This is a genomic window from Halomonas sp. V046 (assembly GCF_052645355.1).
The window spans coordinates 102,535-123,346 of record NZ_JBQXYF010000015.1 but is presented as its reverse complement, the minus strand read 5'-3'; the positions used below and the strand labels follow the sequence as shown (position 1 = coordinate 123,346).

At 63.3% G+C, this 20,812-nt stretch carries 15 protein-coding genes; 4 read left to right on the top strand and 11 right to left on the bottom strand.

Annotated elements, in window-relative coordinates:
• The first annotated feature begins 239 nt into the window (after positions 1–239).
• From ACUN9Y_RS18820 to ACUN9Y_RS18810, 3 genes are all read left to right on the top strand, one after another.
• Positions 240–1,943: a purine-cytosine permease family protein gene (locus ACUN9Y_RS18820; protein WP_445462264.1), complete on the top strand. Its 1,704-nt coding sequence runs from the start codon at positions 240–242 to the stop codon at positions 1,941–1,943.
• Positions 1,944–2,104: 161 nt separating this feature from the next.
• On the top strand, positions 2,105–3,460 hold the full coding sequence (locus ACUN9Y_RS18815; protein WP_445462263.1) for a GntP family permease: 1,356 nt from the start codon (positions 2,105–2,107) through the stop codon (positions 3,458–3,460).
• A 342-nt stretch (positions 3,461–3,802) separates the two neighbouring features.
• Positions 3,803–4,243: a hemerythrin domain-containing protein gene (locus tag ACUN9Y_RS18810; protein ID WP_445462262.1), complete on the top strand. Its 441-nt coding sequence runs from the start codon at positions 3,803–3,805 to the stop codon at positions 4,241–4,243.
• A gap of 152 nt (positions 4,244–4,395) precedes the next feature.
• Here the strand turns inward: ACUN9Y_RS18810 and ACUN9Y_RS18805 are convergent, their stop codons facing one another.
• From ACUN9Y_RS18805 to ACUN9Y_RS18795, 3 genes are all read right to left on the bottom strand, one after another.
• Positions 4,396–6,405 (bottom strand): acyl CoA:acetate/3-ketoacid CoA transferase, encoded by a 2,010-nt coding sequence (locus ACUN9Y_RS18805; RefSeq protein ID WP_445462261.1) that lies wholly within the window; start codon positions 6,403–6,405, stop codon positions 4,396–4,398.
• A 397-nt stretch (positions 6,406–6,802) separates the two neighbouring features.
• Positions 6,803–7,774 (bottom strand): cysteine synthase A, encoded by a 972-nt coding sequence (gene cysK / locus ACUN9Y_RS18800; protein ID WP_445462260.1) that lies wholly within the window; start codon positions 7,772–7,774, stop codon positions 6,803–6,805.
• 484 nt (positions 7,775–8,258) lie between these two features.
• Positions 8,259–9,137, bottom strand: a complete 879-nt coding sequence (locus ACUN9Y_RS18795; RefSeq protein ID WP_445462259.1) for an alpha/beta fold hydrolase — start codon at positions 9,135–9,137, stop codon at positions 8,259–8,261.
• A 565-nt stretch (positions 9,138–9,702) separates the two neighbouring features.
• Here ACUN9Y_RS18795 and ACUN9Y_RS18790 point away from each other — a divergent pair.
• Positions 9,703–10,560: an oxidoreductase gene (locus ACUN9Y_RS18790; protein ID WP_445462258.1), complete on the top strand. Its 858-nt coding sequence runs from the start codon at positions 9,703–9,705 to the stop codon at positions 10,558–10,560.
• A 27-nt stretch (positions 10,561–10,587) separates the two neighbouring features.
• On the opposite strand, the gene ACUN9Y_RS18785 is transcribed toward ACUN9Y_RS18790, so the two are convergent.
• The 8 genes from ACUN9Y_RS18785 to acnA all read right to left on the bottom strand — a co-directional run bounded on the left by ACUN9Y_RS18785 (position 10,588) and on the right by acnA (position 20,701).
• Complete coding sequence (locus ACUN9Y_RS18785; RefSeq protein ID WP_445462257.1) at positions 10,588–11,727, bottom strand: isocitrate/isopropylmalate dehydrogenase family protein; 1,140 nt, start codon at positions 11,725–11,727, stop codon at positions 10,588–10,590.
• Positions 11,724–12,449: a transporter substrate-binding domain-containing protein gene (locus tag ACUN9Y_RS18780; protein WP_445462256.1), complete on the bottom strand. Its 726-nt coding sequence runs from the start codon at positions 12,447–12,449 to the stop codon at positions 11,724–11,726. Before ACUN9Y_RS18780 ends, ACUN9Y_RS18785 begins: the two co-directional genes overlap by 4 nt.
• A gap of 55 nt (positions 12,450–12,504) precedes the next feature.
• A complete protein-coding gene (locus ACUN9Y_RS18775; RefSeq protein WP_445462255.1) occupies positions 12,505–14,031 on the bottom strand; it encodes a tripartite tricarboxylate transporter permease in 1,527 nt (508 codons plus the stop codon).
• Positions 14,031–14,486 carry a tripartite tricarboxylate transporter TctB family protein gene (locus ACUN9Y_RS18770; protein WP_445462254.1) on the bottom strand — a complete coding sequence of 152 codons (456 nt, stop codon included), beginning with the start codon at positions 14,484–14,486 and terminating at the stop codon, positions 14,031–14,033. Before ACUN9Y_RS18770 ends, ACUN9Y_RS18775 begins: the two co-directional genes overlap by 1 nt.
• Entirely contained in the window at positions 14,483–15,460 is a 978-nt protein-coding gene (locus ACUN9Y_RS18765; protein WP_445462253.1) for a Bug family tripartite tricarboxylate transporter substrate binding protein, read from the bottom strand. Before ACUN9Y_RS18765 ends, ACUN9Y_RS18770 begins: the two co-directional genes overlap by 4 nt.
• 317 nt (positions 15,461–15,777) lie before the next feature.
• Positions 15,778–16,791 (bottom strand): Bug family tripartite tricarboxylate transporter substrate binding protein, encoded by a 1,014-nt coding sequence (locus ACUN9Y_RS18760; RefSeq protein WP_445462252.1) that lies wholly within the window; start codon positions 16,789–16,791, stop codon positions 15,778–15,780.
• A gap of 78 nt (positions 16,792–16,869) precedes the next feature.
• Entirely contained in the window at positions 16,870–17,925 is a 1,056-nt protein-coding gene (locus ACUN9Y_RS18755; RefSeq protein WP_445462251.1) for a lactonase family protein, read from the bottom strand.
• A gap of 67 nt (positions 17,926–17,992) precedes the next feature.
• Positions 17,993–20,701, bottom strand: coding sequence for an aconitate hydratase AcnA (gene acnA / locus ACUN9Y_RS18750; RefSeq protein ID WP_445462250.1), 2,709 nt, complete (start codon positions 20,699–20,701; stop codon positions 17,993–17,995).
• Positions 20,702–20,812 lie beyond the last annotated feature (111 nt).

Below are 20,812 nucleotides of genomic sequence, written 5' to 3'. Positions count from 1 at the left end.
GGGAGGCGTGGTCGGCCTCCCCACGTTCTTTTCCTGGTTGTCCTGTGGGCGCCGCCAGACGGCGCCTCGGGGAAGGTGTGTGCGTTTTCTCGGGGCTCTGTGTTTCTCGGGGCTCTGTGTTTCTCGGGGCTCTGTGTTTCTCGGGGCTCTGTGTTTCTCGGGGCTCTGTGTTTCTCGGGGCTCTGCGTGACTCGGAGCACGCGCCTGATACCACAGCCGTGACAACAAGAGAGGCGTCCATGAGCGCAACCTCCTTACCTGGCGACGATCCCGTCGCCGATCTCGAGCGGATCCCGCCGAGTCAGCAACTCAGCGGCAAGTATTTCCTCGGCTCCTACTCGGGTGAACACATTGCCGGTACCGAATTCGTCATCGGCGCGGCGCTGGTGTCACTCGGCGTCGGCACCGCCGATCTGATCTGGGGCCTGATCCTCGGCAATTTGATGGCGGTACTGTCCTGGGCGCTGGTGTGCAGCCCGGTGGCCGTTCGCTCGCGCATGTCGGTGTATGACTACCTGGGACGAGCCGCCGGAAAACGTTTTTCGCTGATCTATAACCTGGTCAACGGCGTGTTCTTCATGATCCTCGGTGGCGCCATGATCACGGTCTCGGCCTCCGCCTTTCGGGTGCTGACCGATATTCCCCCCCAGACCACCTGGTACCCGCAAAGTCTGAGCTTCGTGCTGCTCGCCCTGGCGGTGGGTGCCATCACGGTATGGATGGCGGTCAAGGGCTTCAAGCTGATCGCCAACTTCGCCAGCGTCTGTGCGCCCTGGATGATCACCATGTTTCTGGCTAGCGGCATCCTGACGCTGCCGGTGCTTTGGAACCTGGGCGCCGCCGAAGGACTGACCCATCTCGGTGGCATCCTGGATACCTTCGTCTGGAGCGGTACCACCCCGGACGGCGAGCCGGGCATTTCCCTGTGGGTCATCGCGGCCTGGGCCTGGAGCGTCAACCTGCCGCTGCATCTGGGCATGAGTGACATGAGCATCTTGCGCTATGCGCGCAAGGCCTCCTACGGCTACTTCTCCGCCGCCGGCATGTTTATCGGTCACTTCATGGCATGGGTCTGCGCCGGCCTGATGGGCGCCACGGCCGCGGTGTTGCTGCAGAACTCGTTGACGGCGCTGGATCCGGGAGAAGTCGCCTATCGGGTGCTCGGCGTCATGGGCCTGGTGGCCGTGGTCGTGGCCGGCTGGACCACCTCGATTCCAAGCCTGTATCGCGCCGGTCTGGCCTTTCAGGCCGTCGTGCCGAGGCTCCCTGCGATGCGGGTCGATCTGGCGGTGGGTGCCGTCACCACGGTGGTGGCTTGCTTCCCGTTTGCCTTCACCCAGTTATTGAACGTGCTGTCGTACTTCATCATCGTCATGGCTCCGGTGGGGGCGATCATCGCGGCCGAGCACTTCTTGCTGCCGCGCCTTGGCATTCGTCCGTTCTGGCGCCGTCATCAAGGCCACGATGACAACCTGCCGGCCTTCGTGACCTGGGCGCTGGCGCTGGTGGTGGCCTTGGGGTTGGGTGTCGAAGGCTCGCTGCACCTGTTCACCCTGTTTATTCCGGTGTGGGCGCTGTCGTTTGTCGCCTATCCGTTGCTGTGTCGTGCTTTCGGTGCCGATAGCGCCCCAGGGGTCGATGTCTATGCGCAGTCCTATGGCCCGGTGGAGCCACCGGAAACCGGCGTGGTCACCGAGCAGCCGAGTGTCAACGTTCGCCACCCCGGTTACGTCATCGCGGTGGCCTGCCTGGTGATCATTCTCGGCCTGGCCCTGATGTCCTGGGGCGATCCGGCCACCGCGGTGAATCACCTGGGCGCCTTTCACTGGTGGGTGGTGGCACCGACGCTGGCCTACTTCGGCGCCGCCCTGTGGTGGATGCGCCAGCGCCGGGAGCGCGGGAGCGATTCCGCGGCGTCCGTGCCTGAACCCGAACGCTCCTGAACCGCCAGGCGTCGCGGTCGGCCATCCGTGGTCGGCCGTGATGGCCTGGCACCAACACGAACCGTGCGTGGCCCGAGGTATCACGCCTCGAGAGCCGCGGCTGCGTTTATTCCCGCGAGAGCGCCGTCCCAAGGTCCGATTCGCGGTCCCAAGGAGAAGTCATGGAAGTCCTGCATCTTGGCGTCGCCATCGCCCTGATCCTCGCCACCATCCTGTACTTGAAGCTTAACCCAGCGCTGAGTCTCGTCATCGGCAGCCTTTATCTCGGCCTGGCGATGCAGCTCGGCCTGCCCGAGACGGTCACGGCCATCGGCGCTGGCTTTGGCAATATCATGGCCGCCATCGGCCTGCCGATCGGCTTCGGGGTCATCATCGGGCAACTAATGAGCGACTCGCGCGCAGCGCACAAGATCGCCCATACGCTGGTCGCCGCGGCGCCGAAGGGGGCGGGCCTTTACGTGCTCGGCCTGACCGGCTTCTTGCTGTCGATCCCGGTGTTCTTCGATGTCACCTTCGTTATCCTGATTCCGCTCGGTGTGGCGCTTGCCCAGACCTTGGGCAAACCCCTGCCCTATGCGGTGGGGGCGCTGGTGATCGGCGCCGCGACGTCGCATACCATCGTTCCGCCCACTCCCAACCCGCTGGCCGCCGCCTCGATTCTGGGATTCGATATCGGCCTGATGACCTTTGCCGGCCTGAGTGTGGGGCTGGTGACCGCACTGGTGGTGATGAAACTCTACTTCACCCTTCTCGACATGGGGCTATGGCATCCCGCCAAGGACCAGCTTGTCGGTGCAGCGGCGCCGGGCACCGGGGCCGCGGAGGGGCCGTCCGAGCGGATTTCGTTGACCCTGGCGTTGTTGCCGATTGCCTTGCCGATCCTCCTGATCCTGTCGGGTACGGTCTACGATTACTGTCAGCAGATCGGGGTGCTGGCCGGTGACGAGCTCCCGCCCCTGATCGCGTTTGTCAGCGATCGCATCGTTGCGCTGTTGCTTGGCGCTCTGGCCGCCTATGCCATGGCCTCTCGCGAGATGGACCGTGATCAGCGCGATGCCAGTGCCACCCATGGTCTGCAGACGGCAGGCATGGTGCTGCTGGTGACGGGGGCCGGCGGCTCGTTTGGCAAGGTCATCCAGGACACCCAGATCGGCACGCTGCTGGTGGAAGGCCTGTTTCACGATAGCCAATCGCCGCTAGGGATGGTGCTGCTGACCTACGCGCTCGCGGCGGTGTTTCGTATCGCCCAGGGCTCCGGGACCGTTGCCGGGATCACCGCCATGACGATCATGGCGGGGGCGGCATCGACCGGTGTCGTCGATCCGCTGTGGATCGCCTTGGCCGCGTTGTCGGGCGGTATCAGTATCGGCCACGTCAACGACAGCGGGTTCTGGATCACCACCCAGCTCGCTGGCTTCAGCGTTCGTGGTGGCTTCAAGACCTATACCCTGGGCGAGCTGCTGGTGTCGCTGGTGATCCTGGCGCTGACGGTGCTCGGTGCCACCTTCTGGCCGTGACCGCGGCGAGGACCAAGGTACCCCGCGAGGGTCGAACACGCTTGTCCGGCCTGTACTCCGGCCTGTACTCCGGCCTGTACCCGGGCGGGCAAATTCCTTGTTGCCCTCTGGCCCGTTCAGCGCCGGGGTGGGTGTGGATAACGTCCCACCCGAAGCCATGAAAGGGGAGGTCGGCGTGGCCGTCGTTGACGGCGACGGATACTTGTACAAAAGCTGTGCAATGATAGGATCTTCTACAAGCCTCGGCGAACACGAGGCTGGCCGGAACGCTGTGGCCCTCGGGCCGATGAGGGTGCGGCGCCAGGCCATTTGACCGCGACGATGACAGGAAGGAGTGCCGTGATGACGCTTTTTGAAGCCCTGCGCGAGAGCCACGACAAGCAGCGCCGCCTACTTGAGCGCTTGGTCGAGACCGAGGGAGACAGCCAGGGGCGTGACGAGCTGTTTGCACGAGTCAAGGCCGAGCTCGAGAACCACGCCGGCGCCGAAGAACGTGCTCTCTACGTGCCGATGATGGAGGTCGACATGACTCAGGAGAAGGCCCGCCACAGCGTCGCCGAGCACCATGAGATCGATGAGCTGATCGAAGAACTCGAGGCCACCGACTACAGCTCGCCGGGGTGGCTCGTGGCTGCCAGGAAGCTTCAGCACCTGGTCACGCACCATCTCGAAGAGGAAGAGCACGAGGTCTTTCAGCTCGCCGGGCGAGCCTTCGATGAACCGACCAAGGCGCGCCTGGCCGATGAATATCGCAATGACATGAAGGCTCGCGAAGCGGCCTGAGCGGAGACGCGGTGCCCCCAGGAGTCGCCGAACCGGCCGCGGTTAGACGCCGCAGGCACTGCCTGGGCGGTTGGCGTGGCGCTGCAGCGCGCCACGGCTGACGGCGCCTGCTCGTCACGAGCGCCGGCATCGCGTGTTTCCGCCATCTTGAGTCATTTCTCCGTTGGCGGCTCGTCCCCGGGATTGTCGCCGTGCAGGCGACTCATGGCGTCGCGGCGGTTTTCGTAGATATGCGGCGCGTCCTGGCGCTTCTCCAGGGCGGCGCCGAGCTTCAGGCGCAGGAACGCACTGGTGGTGTAGCGGGTCACGCGCTCGTAGAAGCGATCCGTCAGGCCACAGATCATCTCGGTGTAGCCCTCGACCAGATCCGGGGAGATGGTGAAGTTGTCGTAGTTGACGATGGCGTAGACCGGCTTGCCCAGCGGCTCCAACCAGCGCTCGACATGGCGCTGAATGTCATCGATGGTCTGCTCGCGGGTGACCGCGAGCCCCTCGAAGTTGATGAAGAACTGATTGTCTTGCTCGTCGTAGCTGAACCGCTCGGCCAGAGGCCGCTCCAGCAGGCCGTCGATGATGCCCATGGGGTCTGTCCCAAACAGGCGGATATCCATCGGCTTGAGTGCTGCATCGATCAGCGGGCGGAAGGCCATCAGGGCGAGAATATCGCGCTCAAGATCGATCCCCGGGGCGATCTCGATCAGCTTGAGGCCGGCCTCGGTCAGCGTAAACACGCAGCGCTCGGTAACGTAGAGTACCTGCTGGCCGCGGGCGGCGGCCAAGGGGCCGCTGAAGGTCCGGTGCTCGACGTCATTGACGAACTTTTGCTCGCGTCCTTCCTTGTCGATGGTCACCCCTTCGGCGTGCACCGATAGCCTTGCCTGGGCGGCGAAGGTGCCGACGAACACCAGCCGTTTGGCGTTCTGGCTGATGTTGATAAAGCCGCCGGCACCGGCGAGCTTGGGGCCGAACTTGCTGACGTTGACGTTGCCCGCGGCGTCGACCTGGGCCAGGCCAAGAAAGGCGATATCGAGCCCGCCGCCATCGTAGAAGTCGAACTGACTGGGCTGATCGATGATCGCCTGGGTATTGATGGCGGCGCCAAAATCGAGCCCCCCGGCCGGAAGCCCGCCGATGACGCCGGGCTCCGCGGTCAGGGTCAGATAGTCGAGTATCCGCTCCTCGTTGGCCACATTGGCGATGCCTTCCGGCATGCCGATACCGAGGTTGACGATGGCGTTAGGCTTGAGCTCGAAGGCCGCGCGACGGGCGATGACCTTGCGCTCGTTCAAGGGGAGGGCGGCGATCGAGCCCATGGGAATCCGAATTTCCCCGCTGAAGGCGCGACTGTAGGGCGTGGCGAAGGTCTGCCAGTGGTGCTCGGGATCGGCCACCACCACGGCGTCCACCAGCACGCCGGGAATCTTGACGTCCTTGGCCTTCAGGGTGCCGCGCTCGGCGATGCTCTCGACCTGGACGATGACGATGCCTCCGGAATTGTGCACCGCCATGGCGATGGCCTGCATCTCCAGAAACAGCGCCTCACGCTCCATGGTGACATTGCCGTCGGCATCGGCGGTGGTGCCGCGCAGCAGCGCCACCTTGAGCGGCAATGCCTTGTAGAACAGATAGTCCTGGCCGTCGATCGGCATCAGGACGACTCTGTCTTCGGTGGTGCGGTCGTTGATCTTGCCGCCCCCCAGGCGTGGGTCGACGAAGGTGTCGAGCCCGACCCGGGTCAGGGTGCCGGGCTTGCCCGCGGCGATATCGCGAAACAGGTGAGAGATCACGCCCTGGGGCAGGTTGTAGGCCTCGATCTGGTTGTCGATGGCGAGTTTTTGCAGGCGTGGCACGAGCCCCCAGTGGCCGCCGATCACGCGTTTCAGCAGGCCTGGATGGCCGAAATGATCGACGCCCTTGCCCTTGCCGTCCCCTTGGCCGGCGGCGTAGACCAGCGTCAGATCTCGCGGCGAGCCGTTCTCGATGAAGCGCCTCTCCAGCGCCACTGCCAGGGCCTCGGGAAAGGCCACGCCGACGAAGCCGCCGGTGGCCAGGGTGTCGCCGTCGCGAATCAGTTGGATGGCTTCGTCGACGCCGACGATCTTGTTGCGCTGGGGGCTGGCACTCGGTGGCTGGCGATTGGGCATGGCGGGAGTCTCGGTCAAGGTCGCGGTGTCGGCTCGATCAAGGGCGTCGTTGGCTGGGATCAAGGGCGCAGGTGAGCGGCTCAACGTCTTGAGTGTGGGGTAGCGCGGGGGCCGTCGGTAGCTGGTCGCTCGATTTCGCACAATGCTGTTGGGCGGCTTTTGGCCGCGCCGAGGCGCGATTCCGACGTTTCTCGGCGAGAGAGCACAGCAAGGAGGGGATGCAAGGAGGGGATGCAAGGAGAGGGATGCGTCGCTCAATGCCCCCACCGCCGTTCCGCAGAAGGCGGTGGCCGTGGCGTAAGGCGCTGCGACACCCAGGTGTCGCATAGACGCAGGGACGACGGGTCGACATCGTTGCTGGCCGCGGACGGTCAGCGCAGGCGCATCCGGCCTGGAGACCGCCTCTATGGACTGTCTACTGCTCGTTTTCCTGCTCGCCGAAGCGACCCGCGAACAGCGCAGAGCTCAGGTAGCGCTCGGCGCTATCGGGCAGGATCACGACGATGTTCTTGTCCTTGAACGCCGGTTCGGCGCCGATGCGCACCGCCGCCACCACGGCGGCGCCGCACGAAATGCCGCACAGTATGCCTTCCTCCTGCATCAGCCGATGGGCCATGGCCATGGCGTCGTCGTTGGACACGGCCTCGATGCGATCGACCAGCGACAGGTCGAGGTTGCCCGGCACGAAACCGGCGCCGATGCCCTGGATCTTGTGCGGAGCGGGCTTGGGCTCCTGGCCTGCGCGAACCTGGGCCAGTACCGGCGAATCGGTTGGCTCCACCGCAACGGTGGTGATGGCCTTGCCCTGGGTGTTCTTGATGTAACGCGAAACGCCGGTCAGGGTACCGCCGGTACCGACACCGGAGACGAAGACGTCGACGTCGCCATCGGTATCGGCCCAGATCTCGGGGCCGGTGGTGGTCTCGTGGATACGCGGGTTGGCCGGGTTCTCGAACTGCTGGGGCAGGAAGTACTTGTCCGGCTCGGCATCGGCCCGGGCCTTGGCCTCGGCGATGGCGCCGGGCATGCCCTTGGCCGGCTCGGTCAGGATCAGCTCCGCGCCGAGGGCCTTCAGCACCTTGCGCCGCTCCAGGCTCATGGACGAGGGCATCGTCAGCGTCAGGGAGTAGCCCCGTGCCGCGGCAACGAAGGCCAGGGCGATACCGGTATTACCGCTGGTGGGCTCGATGATGGTCATGCCGGGCTTGAGCACGCCGCGCTCCTCGGCGTCCCAGATCATGGCGGCACCGATACGACACTTCACCGAGTAGGCGGGATTGCGTCCCTCGATCTTGGCCCAGATGGTGGCGCCGTCGTTGACCTTGTTCAGGCGTACCAGGGGCGTGTTGCCGATGGAGAGGGAGTTATCGTTGAAGATGCGCGCCATGTGTTGCTCCTGTCGTTGGGCGAAACCGTTGGGCGAAACTGTTGGGAGAAATCGGTCACCCCAACGGCTGGTCGGGATCGTCGATCTCGGTGAAGACGAGAGGTTTCCCTCAAGGGGAGGCGGCGGTCTTAGGTACCGGCCATCGTCCGGCGTGTGACCCATGGGGAACGACTATGGCATCTACTATGCAACAACTTGCAGGCACTCGGCAGCGGTTTTTGGTGAGTATTAATAACTTCTAATTATTTGAGCATAGCGCTGTCGTCTTTCTCTATCGTCTTTCCTGTCGCCACGGTGCCTCGTGGCGATCTTGCAAGCCAGATTGGCTGTGTCGAACGTCGCAGGCGCTTGTGTCCGTTGTCCGTGGTGCCTGGTCGTGTCGAACCTTGGCCAGCCATGGAGGCGCTGGCAGGCGCCCGGGTTGTTGCAGACATGCCCGCCGAAAGGGCGGGCATGTCCGTACGGCGGCTATGAGACTCGTGGTCTAGTCGCGGTCCCAGCGCACGAAGGCATCGACCACTTCCTGAGGCCGCTCCAGCGGATAGTAGTGGCTGGCGTCCAGGTGCTCCCAGGTGGCGTGGGGCATGATGCGGGCCAAGGCCACACCGGAGACATAGGGTGGCTGGAAGGGGTCGTGGACGCCCCACAACAGCATGGCGGGCCGGTTCCACATCACCATTTTCGGTGAGGCGTCCACCGTCAGGCTGTTGTCCATGGCCTTGAGGTACTCGATGAAGTGGCGCCGGGTCGAGTCGTTGTCGGCGTAGTTGCCGTACAGGTCATCGAGGATCTCGTCGGTGAGGGTTTCTTCCGGCGCCAGTAGGCCGGCCGACGAGAAGGTCTTGACCATCTCGCGCACGGTATCCGGGGTGAAGATCGTGTCGGCGTCGGGTTCATTGGCCAGGGCGATGGCGGCGTTGGCCTTGGGTACCGGCCACAGGTCGAGCACGGCGGAGTTGCCGATCACGACCTTGGTGACGTCATTGCGCTGCTGGAGTTCGGGGTCGGTGACCATGATCTGAGCGATACCGCCGCCCAGGTCGTGGCCGAACAGGATGAAGGGGGCCTGGATCACCTGCTCGGCGAAGGCCGTCATGATATCGGCCTGTCCCTTCAAGGAGTGGTCGGCGTCCAGCGGCCCGTCGGTATAGCTCAGGCCGAGCTGGCCCGGGGCGAAGACGTGGTAGCCCTGTGCGGCGAGCAGTGGGCCGACCTTCGAGAACAGCACGCTGTTCATGGGAATGCCGTGCAGCAGCATGACCGCCGGGTCGTCGGGGCTGCCCCATTCGCGATAGGCCACCTTGAAGTCGCCGACGTCGGCATACTGGCGTCCGGGCATCTCGCTGGCGTTGGCAACTGACATGGGCAGCACCCATCCCAGCAGAAGGGCGACTACCGCGGCTGCGTAGATGGCTCGCCACGATCCCTGCGGGGACTGGGGATGACGGTGAAGGTTGGGCATAAGGGCTCCTGGAGGCGAGGCGAAGTTGTCGTGACTACGGGCTCAGACCACGCTCAAGAACGACGGGCGCGGCCGGTCTTCGATGGAGTGTTGCAACGGGGCATTCCCTGACGCACCGAGTCAATGGTTGGCGAAATGCGACGAGCGCCTTTTCGTTTTCAGGTGATGAACCGCGGGCGGAACAGGCACGGGTCGACGATAGAGGCAAATCACACTCTAGATCAGCGCGGTCACCACGCAGGTCGTCTATGGTCTGATAGGCATGTTTGAGCATAATGCGATGGAAGAAAGGCGCCTTGGGCAAAGTCGCCTGGTGGGCACCGTGCGCTTGTGCCGCACACACAGGTTTGCTGGGTAACGAGTGCCATGGACCCTAACGTCAATCACCGTGGCGTCAAATGACTACGCTGCGCAGCGCCTGTGACGGTGTGAATCGGGCGCGATGGCCGCGCTCAAGGAGTCATCGATGGCTAACGTCACCGACAGACCGGATCCTGTCCCGAGGGTAGCCCTGGTCACTGGCGCGTCGTCGGGTATCGGGCGAGCCGTGGCGCTGCGCCTGCTCGCAGAGGGCTGGGTCGTGTACGGCGGCGCCCGGCGCCCTGAGCGTATGGCGGATCTCATCGAGCGAGGGGGGCGAGCACTGGCGCTGGATGTGACCGATAGCAGCAGCATGGAGGCCGCGCTTACCGTCATCGATCGCGAGCAGCACCGCCTCGATGCATTGGTCAATAACGCCGGTGTTGGCGTCTATGGGGCCCTCGAAGAGCTGCCGATTGACCAGGCGCGTCGCCAGTTCGAGGTCAACGTCTTCGGCCTGATGGAGCTGACGCAGCGAGTGCTGCCTGGCATGCGCGAGCGCGGTGCGGGACGTATCGTCAATGTCGGCTCCATGGCTGGGCGCATCTGGATGCCGGTCGGGGGCTGGTATCATGCGTCCAAGTACGCCCTCGAAGCGCTCAGCGATGCCTTGCGCATGGAAACCCGGCCCTTCGGCATCCATGTCAGCCTGATCCAGCCGGGGGTGATCCGCAGCGAATGGGCCGATATCGCCCAATCGAATCTGGCCCAGGGAAACGACGACTCGCCCTATGCGTCGATCAAGCGCCAGGTGTTAGGGGCGCTCAAGGACAGGCGCTTCGCCGGCCAGCCCGATCAGGTGGCCGATGTGGTGGCGAAAGCCCTGAGTGCGCGGCGTCCACGACGGCGCTACGCGGTGCCGCTGGATGCCAAGCTCTTCATCTTCCTGCATTGGTTGCTCCCGACCTTCGTCTATGAAGCCGTGCTGAAGGCGATGCTAGCGCGCTACGATCGGCGTCGTTGAACCTGGGTACGCTATTTTCGCCAGACCTCAGTCCTTTATCCGGTTCGCGACCCTACCGGCAAACGCCTGGCAGCCGAGTGTGCCACCGAGATCAGCGGTGCGTGTTGCGGGATTTTCCAGCACGGCGTCTACGGCAGCGGTCATCGCGATGGCGGCGTCGGTCAGCTTGTGGCTTTGGTGGCGTTCGCCCAACCAGCCGATCAACATGGCAACAGAGAGCATCATCGACGTCGGGTTGGCCTTGTCCTGACCTTGCAGGGTAGGAGCCGAGCCATGTTGCGCCTGGGCGCAGCAATGGGTGTCGCTGGCCATCATCGAGCCGGCGAGCCCCAATCCGCCGCTTAGTTCACTGGCTAGGTCACTGAGGATGTCACCATAGAAATTGGTGGTGACGATGACATCGAAGCGTTCCGGGGTGCGCACCAGGTGGGCGGTAGACGCATCGATCAGCAGATCATCGACGTCGACGTCAGGGAACTCTCGAGCGATAGTCTCCACTGCTTCTAAAAACAAGCCGTCGGTCATCTGAAAGCTGTTGGCCTTGTGAACGGCGGTCACCTTTTTTCGTCGGGTCATTGCGAGTTCAAAGGCCCGTCGGGCGATTCGCTCACTTCCCTGGCGGGTGATCTTTCGTGTCGATAGCGCCATGTCCGGTGACGGCATGACCTCGCCCCAACCCCGGCTCATGTTGCGGTCCGGGTAGAACCCCTCGGTGGCTTCGCGCATGATCACCAGATCCATCGACCTTCCTGGCGCCATATTGGTGTCAAGAAAGGCGCGTGTTCTGGCGGGTCTTACGTTCGCATACAGATCCAGGCCGAGGCGAAATCCGGCCGATACGTTCTTGCCACCGTTATCCGGGGCGGGGTAGTCGGCGTGGGACTGGGGACCAAGGAGGATGCCGTCGTGGCGCTTAGCCTTGTCGAGGACATCCTCGCGCAGCGTGGTGGCGTATTTCTCCAGACTGGCAAAACCGACATCGTCGTAGTGATAGCTGAGGCCGAGAGCATAGCGTCGATCGACTTCATGCAGGACAGTCATGGCCGCCGTGATGATCTCTGGCCCGATGCCGTCTCCTGGCAGGACGAGAAGCTTCATTGAGGTGATCTCCTGGAGGCGTTGGTAGCCGCGTGGCGGGGTATCTGGCCGGATCGGGCTGACGTTCACGGAGCAACGTCGACATCGGATTGCCCCGATTCGTCCAAGGCTAATCGGACTTGGCCCTCGGCCTTGGTGTCCGTCAGCAGGGACGACAGAAGGACGAGAGCCTCGGTGCGTTCGGCGGGAATGGCCATCGCTTGCTCGATACGGGTGAAACTGCCCTCGATCACTCGATAGCCGGGGTGCTCCTTGGCGTAGCGCTCGAGTGGTTGACGGACACCGGCGGCGGCATCCAAGTCGCGCTGAACTTTCCACATCACGGCATCGGCGGAGGTCGGCGCTCGAACGATGTCTGCGTGTTGCAGGGTCCTCGACAGGTAGAGGTCGTAGGCAGCGCCTTCGCCAACGGCGATGGCGACGCCATCTCGGTCCAGATCGTTGACACGCTGGTACGACGAGGCACCATCGACCAAGTAGGTGCCTTCGATGATCACGTAGGGGGCGGTGAAGGCAAGAGTCTGTGCTCGTTTCGGATCGCGTGCCAAGAAGGCGAGGTCCCAGGTATCGCTTGCCCGCGCGGCGACGACCTTGCCTGCGGCGTCATAGACGACGAACTCGATGTCGACGTCCAGGCGCTCGGCCAGGGTCTGTGCCAAGACCACGGAGACGCCACCGAGTGTCCCGTCGTCACGGCGCTGTGCCAGCACGGGGTTCCCCAGGTTGATGGCGGCACGCAGGGTGCCACTGGGGGCAAGGATCCGACGCAGATGATTCGGTACGGTGTGCATGGAAGTTCCCGGAGGGAGGGCGCCGGGGAGTACCCGGTGACGCCCATTGGAAGGGTCAATCGGGGAGGCTATGGGATTCGCTGGCTCCGGCCTGCATGCGCTTGCGCAGGATAGGACCGACGATATACGGCAGGACCAGGCCGATGATGGCGAACGCCCACAGGCCGATGGCCAGGCCGCTGCCCCACAGGATGGTCCAGTCGCCGTCGGAGATGTCCATGGCGTGGCGCAGGTTCTTCTCCATCTCCGGACCGAGCAACAGGCCCAGGATCACCGGCACCAGCGGTATCTCCAGCTTGCGCAGCAGATAGCCACCGACGCCGAAGGCGACCATGAAGTACAGATCGAAGGTGGTGTTGCTGATCGAGTAGATGCCGACGAAGGCCACCATGGTCACGATCGGCAACAGGAACATCGGCGGCACCGACAGCAGCTTGACGAAGATTCCCACCATCGGAATGTTCAACAGCAGCAGCAGGAAGTTACCGATCAGCAGTGCCGCGATTACCCCCCAGACGATGTCCGCATGCTGGGTGAACATCAGCGGGCCCGGCGTGATGTTGAGCGAGATCAACAGCGCCAGCAGCACCGCGGTGGTACCACTGCCCGGCACGCCCAGGGTCAGCATCGGCACCAGGGCACCGCTGGAGGCGCCGTTGTTACCAGCCTCGGGGGCGGCCACACCGCGCGGGTCGCCTTCACCGAAGTGGCCCTTGCTACCAAGCACCTTCTTTTCCAGGGTATAGCTGATGAAGCTGCCAAGCGATGCCCCGGCGCCGGGCAAGACGCCGGCGACGAAGCCGAGCACACCACCCCGGATGCTGGTTGGCATGATCGCCTTGATGTCCTTCCACGACAGCTTCAACTTGTTGACGGTGATGGTCTTGTGGCCCTTGCCGGCACGGTCCTCGATGAAGAACAGCAGCTCAGAGATGGCGAACAGGCCGACGATGGCGATGATGAAGTCGACGCCCTCGAACAGCTCAAGCACGCCGAAGGTGTAGCGCTGCACGCCGGTGTTGTCGATGCCGACGGTGGCGATCATCAGGCCGATACAGGCCGCGACCACGGTCTTCATCGGGTTCTTGCCGGTAATCCCCCCCAGGGTCGCGAAGGCCAGCAGGAAGAGCGCGAAGTACTCCGCCGGTCCGAAGGTCAGGGCGAAATCGGCCAGAATCGGCGCCAGCAGGATCAAGCCCACCGTGGCGATCAGGCTACCCATGAACGAGGCCACGGCGGAGATCGCTAGTGCCTCTGCGGCCTTGCCCTTCTGGGCCATGGGGTAGCCGTCCAGGCAGGTCATCATCGCCGGCTCATCACCGGGAATATTGAGCAGGATCGACGAGATGCGTCCGCCATACATGGCGCCGGCGTAGACGGCCGTGAGCATGATCAGCGCCGTTTCCGGCTTCAGCCCCAGGGTGAAGGCCAGCGGGATCAGGATGGCGACGCCATTGGCCGGACCGAGCCCCGGCAGCGCGCCGATCAAGGTACCCAGGAAGGCCCCCATCAGCGCAAACATCAGGTTTTCCGGGGCGAGGGCCACCCCGAAACCATCGATCAGATAACCGAGCGTTTCCATCAGTCCACCTCCAGGAAGGACAGCAGACCCAACGGCAGTTGCAGGTCCAGCAAGAAGTTGAAGATGACGAACACCACTACACCCGACAGCGCCCCGGTGACGAAGGCCTTGAGCGGCCGAGCGCCCATTCGCCAGCACAAGGTACCCACCGCGAGCGTCGTGCTGACGATGAAGCCGAGTGGCTCGAGCAGGCCGGCGTAAAGCACCAGCACGATCACCGCCACGATCAACTCGACACCGGTCCGGCTCCAGGGCCAGGCATTGTCGGGGTCGGGACGTAGCATCAGGTACAGACTTGCGATACCTAGCGTGGTGGCTAGGAGATAGGGGAAGGTCTCGGGACCGATGGCCTCCGAGCCGCCGCCGAACGGCTCCGGAAACTGCGAGGCACCCCAGCCGTACGCGACGGCCAGGATGATCAGCAGCACACCGAAGAATCGGTCGTTGTAGGTCATTCGGTGATCATTCCCAATTCGACGGAGAGGTCACGAATATCGGTTACCTGCTGTTCCATGAAGTCTCTGAACTCGTCGCCGCTGTAGTGAAAAGGCATCAGGCCGTTGGTCGCCATGACTTGCTTCCACTCGTCGCTCTCGTACATGGTGTTGACGGCCTCCACCCAGTATTCATAGGCTTCGTCGCTGATGCCTGCCGGCATGTAGAAGCCTCGCCAGTTGGGTCCGATGGCGTCGATGCCTTGTTCTTTGGCGGTGGGGATCTCGCTGAACTCGCCCGGTAAGCGTTCCGGCGCGAGAACGGCTAGAATGCGTAGGTCGCCAGACTCCCAGAAGCCACGCGCCTCGGAAATATCGCCGGTGAAGGCGTCGAGATGTCCACCGACGACCTGAGTCAGGGCTTCGCCGCCGTTGTTGTAGGACAGGTAAGGAATCTCGCGCAGGGTCTCGACGCCGGCTGCCTTGGCGGCAATCAGTGCCTTGAGATGGTCCCAGCCGCCCTTGGCGCTTGCCCCGGCGAACTTGACGGCACGAGGTTCGCTCTTGATGGCGTCCATCAGCTCACCAAGGGTTTGATAAGGCGAGTCATTGGTTACTGCGATGACGCCATAGTCAGAGCCTACGGTGCCGATCCAGCGCACCATGTCCATGTCCATGCCGGGGAATTGCCCTTGCGCCAGGCGGGTGGGAACGGCAGTGGATGCGGCGATCACCAGATCCTCGTCACCTTCACGCTTGCTGACGACATGGGCATATGCCACACCGCCACCGGCGCCGGCCATATTGATGGTCTGCACGTTGCCGGGCACGAGGTTCAGCTCGGAGAGCACCTGACCGCCGGTGCGGCAGGTAAAGTCCCAGCCGCCACCCGGATCAGACGGGGCGATGCATTCGACGCCTTGGCCGGGCTCGAAGGCGAAGGCAGTCAGGGGCAGGGCGGTCAGAGCGGCCAGGGTGATCGTGGCGGTGCGCATAGTGGATTCTCTCTTGTTCTCATGGATGTGGATCGAGGTGCGGTGGTCGGGCCCGAATGCGATTTTCGGTGTCAGCAACCGTGGTGCCTTGTCAGGCTAGAACGACGTGGCAGCGGCGAGAATTGGCCATTGCACAAGCGTGCGTTCTGCTTAGAGCAATGATCTATTGTGTTGAAAGTTATGTGTATTTTCTGGCGGCCCTAGAGTCGTTCGACGATGGTCTAGTACTGCGGTAGGCGACCCCACATAGGCGAAACGATGCAGGCTCCTGAAAAGGAGCCTGATCGTCGTCATGGAATTGAGAGGGTGGTCATCGATCAGCGTAGACTGAGCATCACGTTCTCCAATGAGGCGATTTGCTCGCGCAGGAACTGGTCGAACTCCATGCCAGTGAGGTGGAAAGGGGTAAGGCCGTTACGGGTCATGATTTCCTGCCAGGCGGCGCTTGCGTAGACCCGATCGAGAGCCTCGATCCAGTATGCCTTGTCGTCCTCACTCAACTCGGCGGGCGCGTAGAAACCACGCCAGTTGGGTGCTACCACATCGATGCCTTGCTCGACTGCAGTGGGCATCTCGGCCATCGGCGCGGGGAGACGCTCGTCGGCGAGTACCGCCAAGACCCTGAGATCGCCACTATCGACGAAGCTTTTGACCTCGGAGACGTCTCCGACCACGACATCCAGGTGCTGTCCTAGGACTTGGGTGATGGCGCTGGCGCCGTTGTTGAAATCCAGATACGTCACCTCCTTCAAGGAGGGAACCTCGGCGGTGAAGAGTACGCGTAGCAGGTTGAGCTGGTCCCAGCCCAGCGGACCGCTGCCTCCGGAGAAGCTGACCGACTTGATGTCCTCTTTCAGCCGATCCGTCATGTCGCTGAGATCCTGGATCGACGAGTCACTGTTGACCGCGAGCACGGCGTAGTCGGCGCCGAGGGTGCCGAGCCAGGTCATATTGTCGACGGTCAGTCCGGGGTACTGATCCTGGGCGAGTCGAGTGGCGTTGGACGAGGAGGCCGCCACGATCAGGCCATCGTTGCCGCGGCGCTTGCTCGCCACGTGGGCGTAGGCCACTCCACCCGCTGCACCGGCCATGTTGATGGTCTGCATGCTGGCATCGGTTAGACCGGATTGCTGCAGCACCGAGGCAAATTGGCGACAGGTGAAGTCCCAGCCGCCGCCGGGGTCCGCTGGCGCGATGCATTCCAGGCGATTTTGTGGAGGTTCGGCCGCATTGACAGCCGTAGTGACACCGAGGGCGGACACCACTACTGCGGTAAACATGGCTCCGTAAGGCCTGGACCGAGAGCGAGTCGAGCGGGTTGGCGTGGTCATGAGAAAGATTTCCTCGTTGTTGTGGCGCTAGCGAGACGACCGTTTTCCTGTCGAACTGTACGTCGTCCTGTGTCCTGCTCAGTCGGGTCGAAAGGCCAGGCATACCGGGCTGGGAGTCGACAGCTGGTGCACGGGCTTTGCCAGTGCCGATGGGCTCTGGGCATCGAAGGTGGCGATGTTGTCGCTGTCCTCGTTGGCCACGTGGAGCTGCCCGTCGGGGTCGAAGCCAAGGAAGCGAGGTGTCTTGCCTCCCGAGGCCACGGTCTTGACGTATTCAAGGCGGGCGTGGCGCGTATTCACTTCGAACAACCCCAGGCTATCCTCGCCGCGGTTGGTCACCAGGACGTAGCGGCCCGACGGTGAGACGACGATGCCGGCGGCGCGATTGTCACCGGTGTAGAACGACGAAACGCTGGGGAGAACCTGTAGCGCCGTCAATTGGCCGCTGTCGGCATCGAAGCGGTAGCTGGTCACGGTGGAGTCGAGTTCGTTGATGGTGAAGGCCAGCGGCTCGCTGGGGTGAAAGTCGATGTGGCGCGGTCCGGCTCCTTCGCGGCTGCGTACCGTCTGTTCCGGGCGTGGCTCAAGGTGTCCGCTCTGGGCGTCGAAGGCGAATACCAGCACGCAGTCGAGGCCCTTGTCGGGCACCATCAGGTAGCGCCCATCCGGCGAGAAAGGGTTGGCATGGGGCTTGGCAAAGGGCTGCTCGACGCGATGAGGCCCTAACTTGCCACTCAGTTCCACGAGATCGACGACCCGTTCCAGGTGACCATCGCCGCCCAGCGCGATCACCGCGACGGAGCTCGAGATGTGGTTGGAGACGACGATGAAGCGCTCGCTGGGATCGAGCGCGAGATGAACCGGGTTGGCCCCGCCGGTGCTGGCCTGGTTGAGTACGCGCAGTTCGCCGGTCACCGGGTGGACGGCGAAGGCGCTGATGTCGCTGCGATCACCGTGGAGGCAGTAGAGACGATCGCCGTCTCTGTTGAGCACCAGATAGGACGGGTTGACCAGACCTTCCATACGCTGAAGGTGCTCCCATTCACGCGCGTCTTGGGTCACTCGGTAGACCTCGATGCCCTTGCCTCTGGCGTGACGTCTCTTGGTCGTGCGACAGCCAATATAGGCCAGCATGGTCGAATTCCTCTGTGTCTCTTGGGGCAATGACGTGGCGAACCGGGTGTCGATTCCAGTCACTGACTTAAGCGGTTCGAGCCAGGTTCTTGCGCACGACGTAGGGCAGAATGCCGCCGTGGAGCAAGTAGTTCATTTCCTGCTGTGAGTCGATCTTCAGCCCGACGATATGGCTCTCCTGGCCCGAGACACGGTCGATGGAAAGGTGCACGTCGTTGTCTCCGACCATAAGGCGATCCGGCATTGTGATGTCCAGGTGTTCTTCGCCGGTCAGCTCAAGCGCCGCCGCGCTGAGGCATTCGGGCAGGCGCAAGGGCAACACACCCATGCCGATCAGGTTGCTGCGATGGATGCGCTCGAAGCTTTTCGCGATCACTGCCCGAATGCCCATCAGTGCCTGAGCCTTGGCCGCCCAGTCACGGCTCGACCCGGCGCCGTAGTTGCTGCCCGCAATGACGACGAGGGGTACTTGCTCGTCTAAATAGCTTTGCGTGGCCTCGAACAGCGGACGTGGTGCACCCCCGTGCCAAGGGCGAGCCCAGACGCCCTTGCCCTCTGTCGCGGTGCCCGGCAGACGGTTATCCACACGGGCATTGGTGAAGGCACCGCGCAGCATGACCTCGTGGTTGCTGCGACGCGTGGAGTACTGGTTCAGATCCTTGGGATTCTGACCGTGCTCGATCAGGTAGCGACCGGCCAGGCTATTGGCCGGGATCGCTCCGGCAGGCGAAATGTGGTCGGTGGTGACGTTGTCGCCGAGCACCATGATGACCCGTGCATTCTCGATGCTAAGGCTGGGCCATGGGTCTTGTGCGACCGCCTCCAGATAGCGTGGTCGACGCAGATAGGTGGAGGCTTGATCCCAGGGGAAGTGCAGGCTGCCATCAGCGTTCAGTCGTCGCCACTCTTCGGTGCCTTGCCATAGTGTCGTATTGCGTTCGGTGAAGCCCTCCGGGGTGACGAAGCGATCCACCATCGCGTTCACCTGCGTGTCGTCGGGCATGATGTCCTGCAGGTACACCGCCTTGCCGTCTTTGTCTAGGCCCAGCGGCTCTCGGGTGATGTCGCGAGTCACATTGCCGCACAAGGCGTAGGCCACGACCAGCGCGGGAGACATCAGATAGCCGGATGATACCTTCGGGTTGACCCGCCCCTGAAAGTTGCGATTACCCGACAGCACGGCGACGCCGTCGAGGCCATTGGCCACGAGCCGATCCACCTCGGGAATCAGGCCGCCGGAATTGCCGATGCAGGTCATGCAGCCGAAGCCGGCGAGGGCAAAGCCCACTGCGTCGAAGTCACGCTGCAGTCCCGAGGCCTCCAGATAGTCACCGACCACCCTTGAGCCCGGCGAAAGCGAGGTCTTGACCCAAGGCCGGCGGCGTAGCCCCAACTCGTTGGCGCGACGGGCCAACAGCCCCGCCTGAATCATCTCGGCTGGATTGGCTGTGTTGGTGCAACTGGTGATAGCGGCGATAACCACGGCACCGTGGTCCAGGGCCTGTGCCCAGTCCGGTGCATCGTCAGCAAGCTCGCAAGTACGGCTGGTGGCGACAACGGTGCTCGCCTTCTTGCCGCCGTTGTCACCGGTAGTTGCCTCGAGCGTCCGGGCGTAAGAGGTGGGCACGTCGCCCAGGGCCTGCCGTTCGTGGGGCTGGTGAGGGCCGGCGGCGCTGGGTTCGATGCAGGACAGATCGATGTGCAAACAGGTGTCGAATCGTGGCTCGGGGTCGGCGTCATGGCGCCACAGACGCTGTTGCTCGAGATAGGTCTTGACCCGCGTCTGCAACGCCGGATCGCGACCAGTGAGCGTTAAGTAGTCCATGGTGATATCGTCGAAGGGGAAGAACATCACGGTGGCGCCGTATTCCGGCGCCATGTTAGCCACCGTTCCGCGGGCAGCCCAGCCTAACTGGGACAACCCCGGCCCGCAGAATTCAACGAACTTGCCGACCACGCCGATGCCACGCAGCAACTCAGCGACATGCAGCGCCAGGTCCATGGCGGTAACGCCAGGCGCCAGACGTTCGGTCAGGCGGATGCCAACAACCTCCGGCAGTGTCAGGGTCACCGGTTCGCCGAGCATGGCAGCCTGGCCCTCCAAGCCCCCTACGCCCCACGCCAGAACACCGAGGGCGTTGACCATCGGCGTATGACTGTCGGTCGCCACCATATTGTCGGGGTGGATCCAGTGCCTGCCGGCCTCATCTTTATCGGTCCATACCACCGTGGCCAGCGACTCCATGTTGATCTGGTGAATGATGCCCGTCCCCGGGGGCACGACGTTGAAGTTGTCCAGGCTACGTTCGGCCCATTTGATGAAGCGATAGCGTTCGCCGTTGCGATGAAAATCGAGGCGCAGATTTTCATCGAAAGCGTCGGGCTGGTCGAAGTGTTCCACGATCACCGAATGATCGATGGCGAGGACGGCGGGGATGGCCGGATTGAGGGCTCTAGCGTCACCGCCTAGCTCACTGACGGCGTCTCTTAAACCGGCGAAGTCCGCCAGCGCTGGTAGACATGTCGTATCGTGAAACATCAGCCGGTTGGGATAGTAGCTGACCTCACCACTACGGGTACGCCCGTCGATGAAGGCGATGAAGTCCGCCAGCGCCAGAGGAGAGCGGCGAGCGACGTTCTCGAGCAGGATGCGCATGGAGTAGGGCATACGGCGCAATTGATCCGGCGAAGCGACATCGGCGAGGTCGATGTAGTGGTATACGCTACCGTCGACCTCGAGCCGGCGAGGTACTACCTGGGGAAAAGATGACGCCATGGGATCCTCGAGCCTTGAACAGGGGATGCTCGAACCATAAGGCAGCGGATGAGAGAAAAAAATTGCGCCTTGGGCAAGGCAAGCTTCCCCAGGCGAGAACGATCGTCGTGA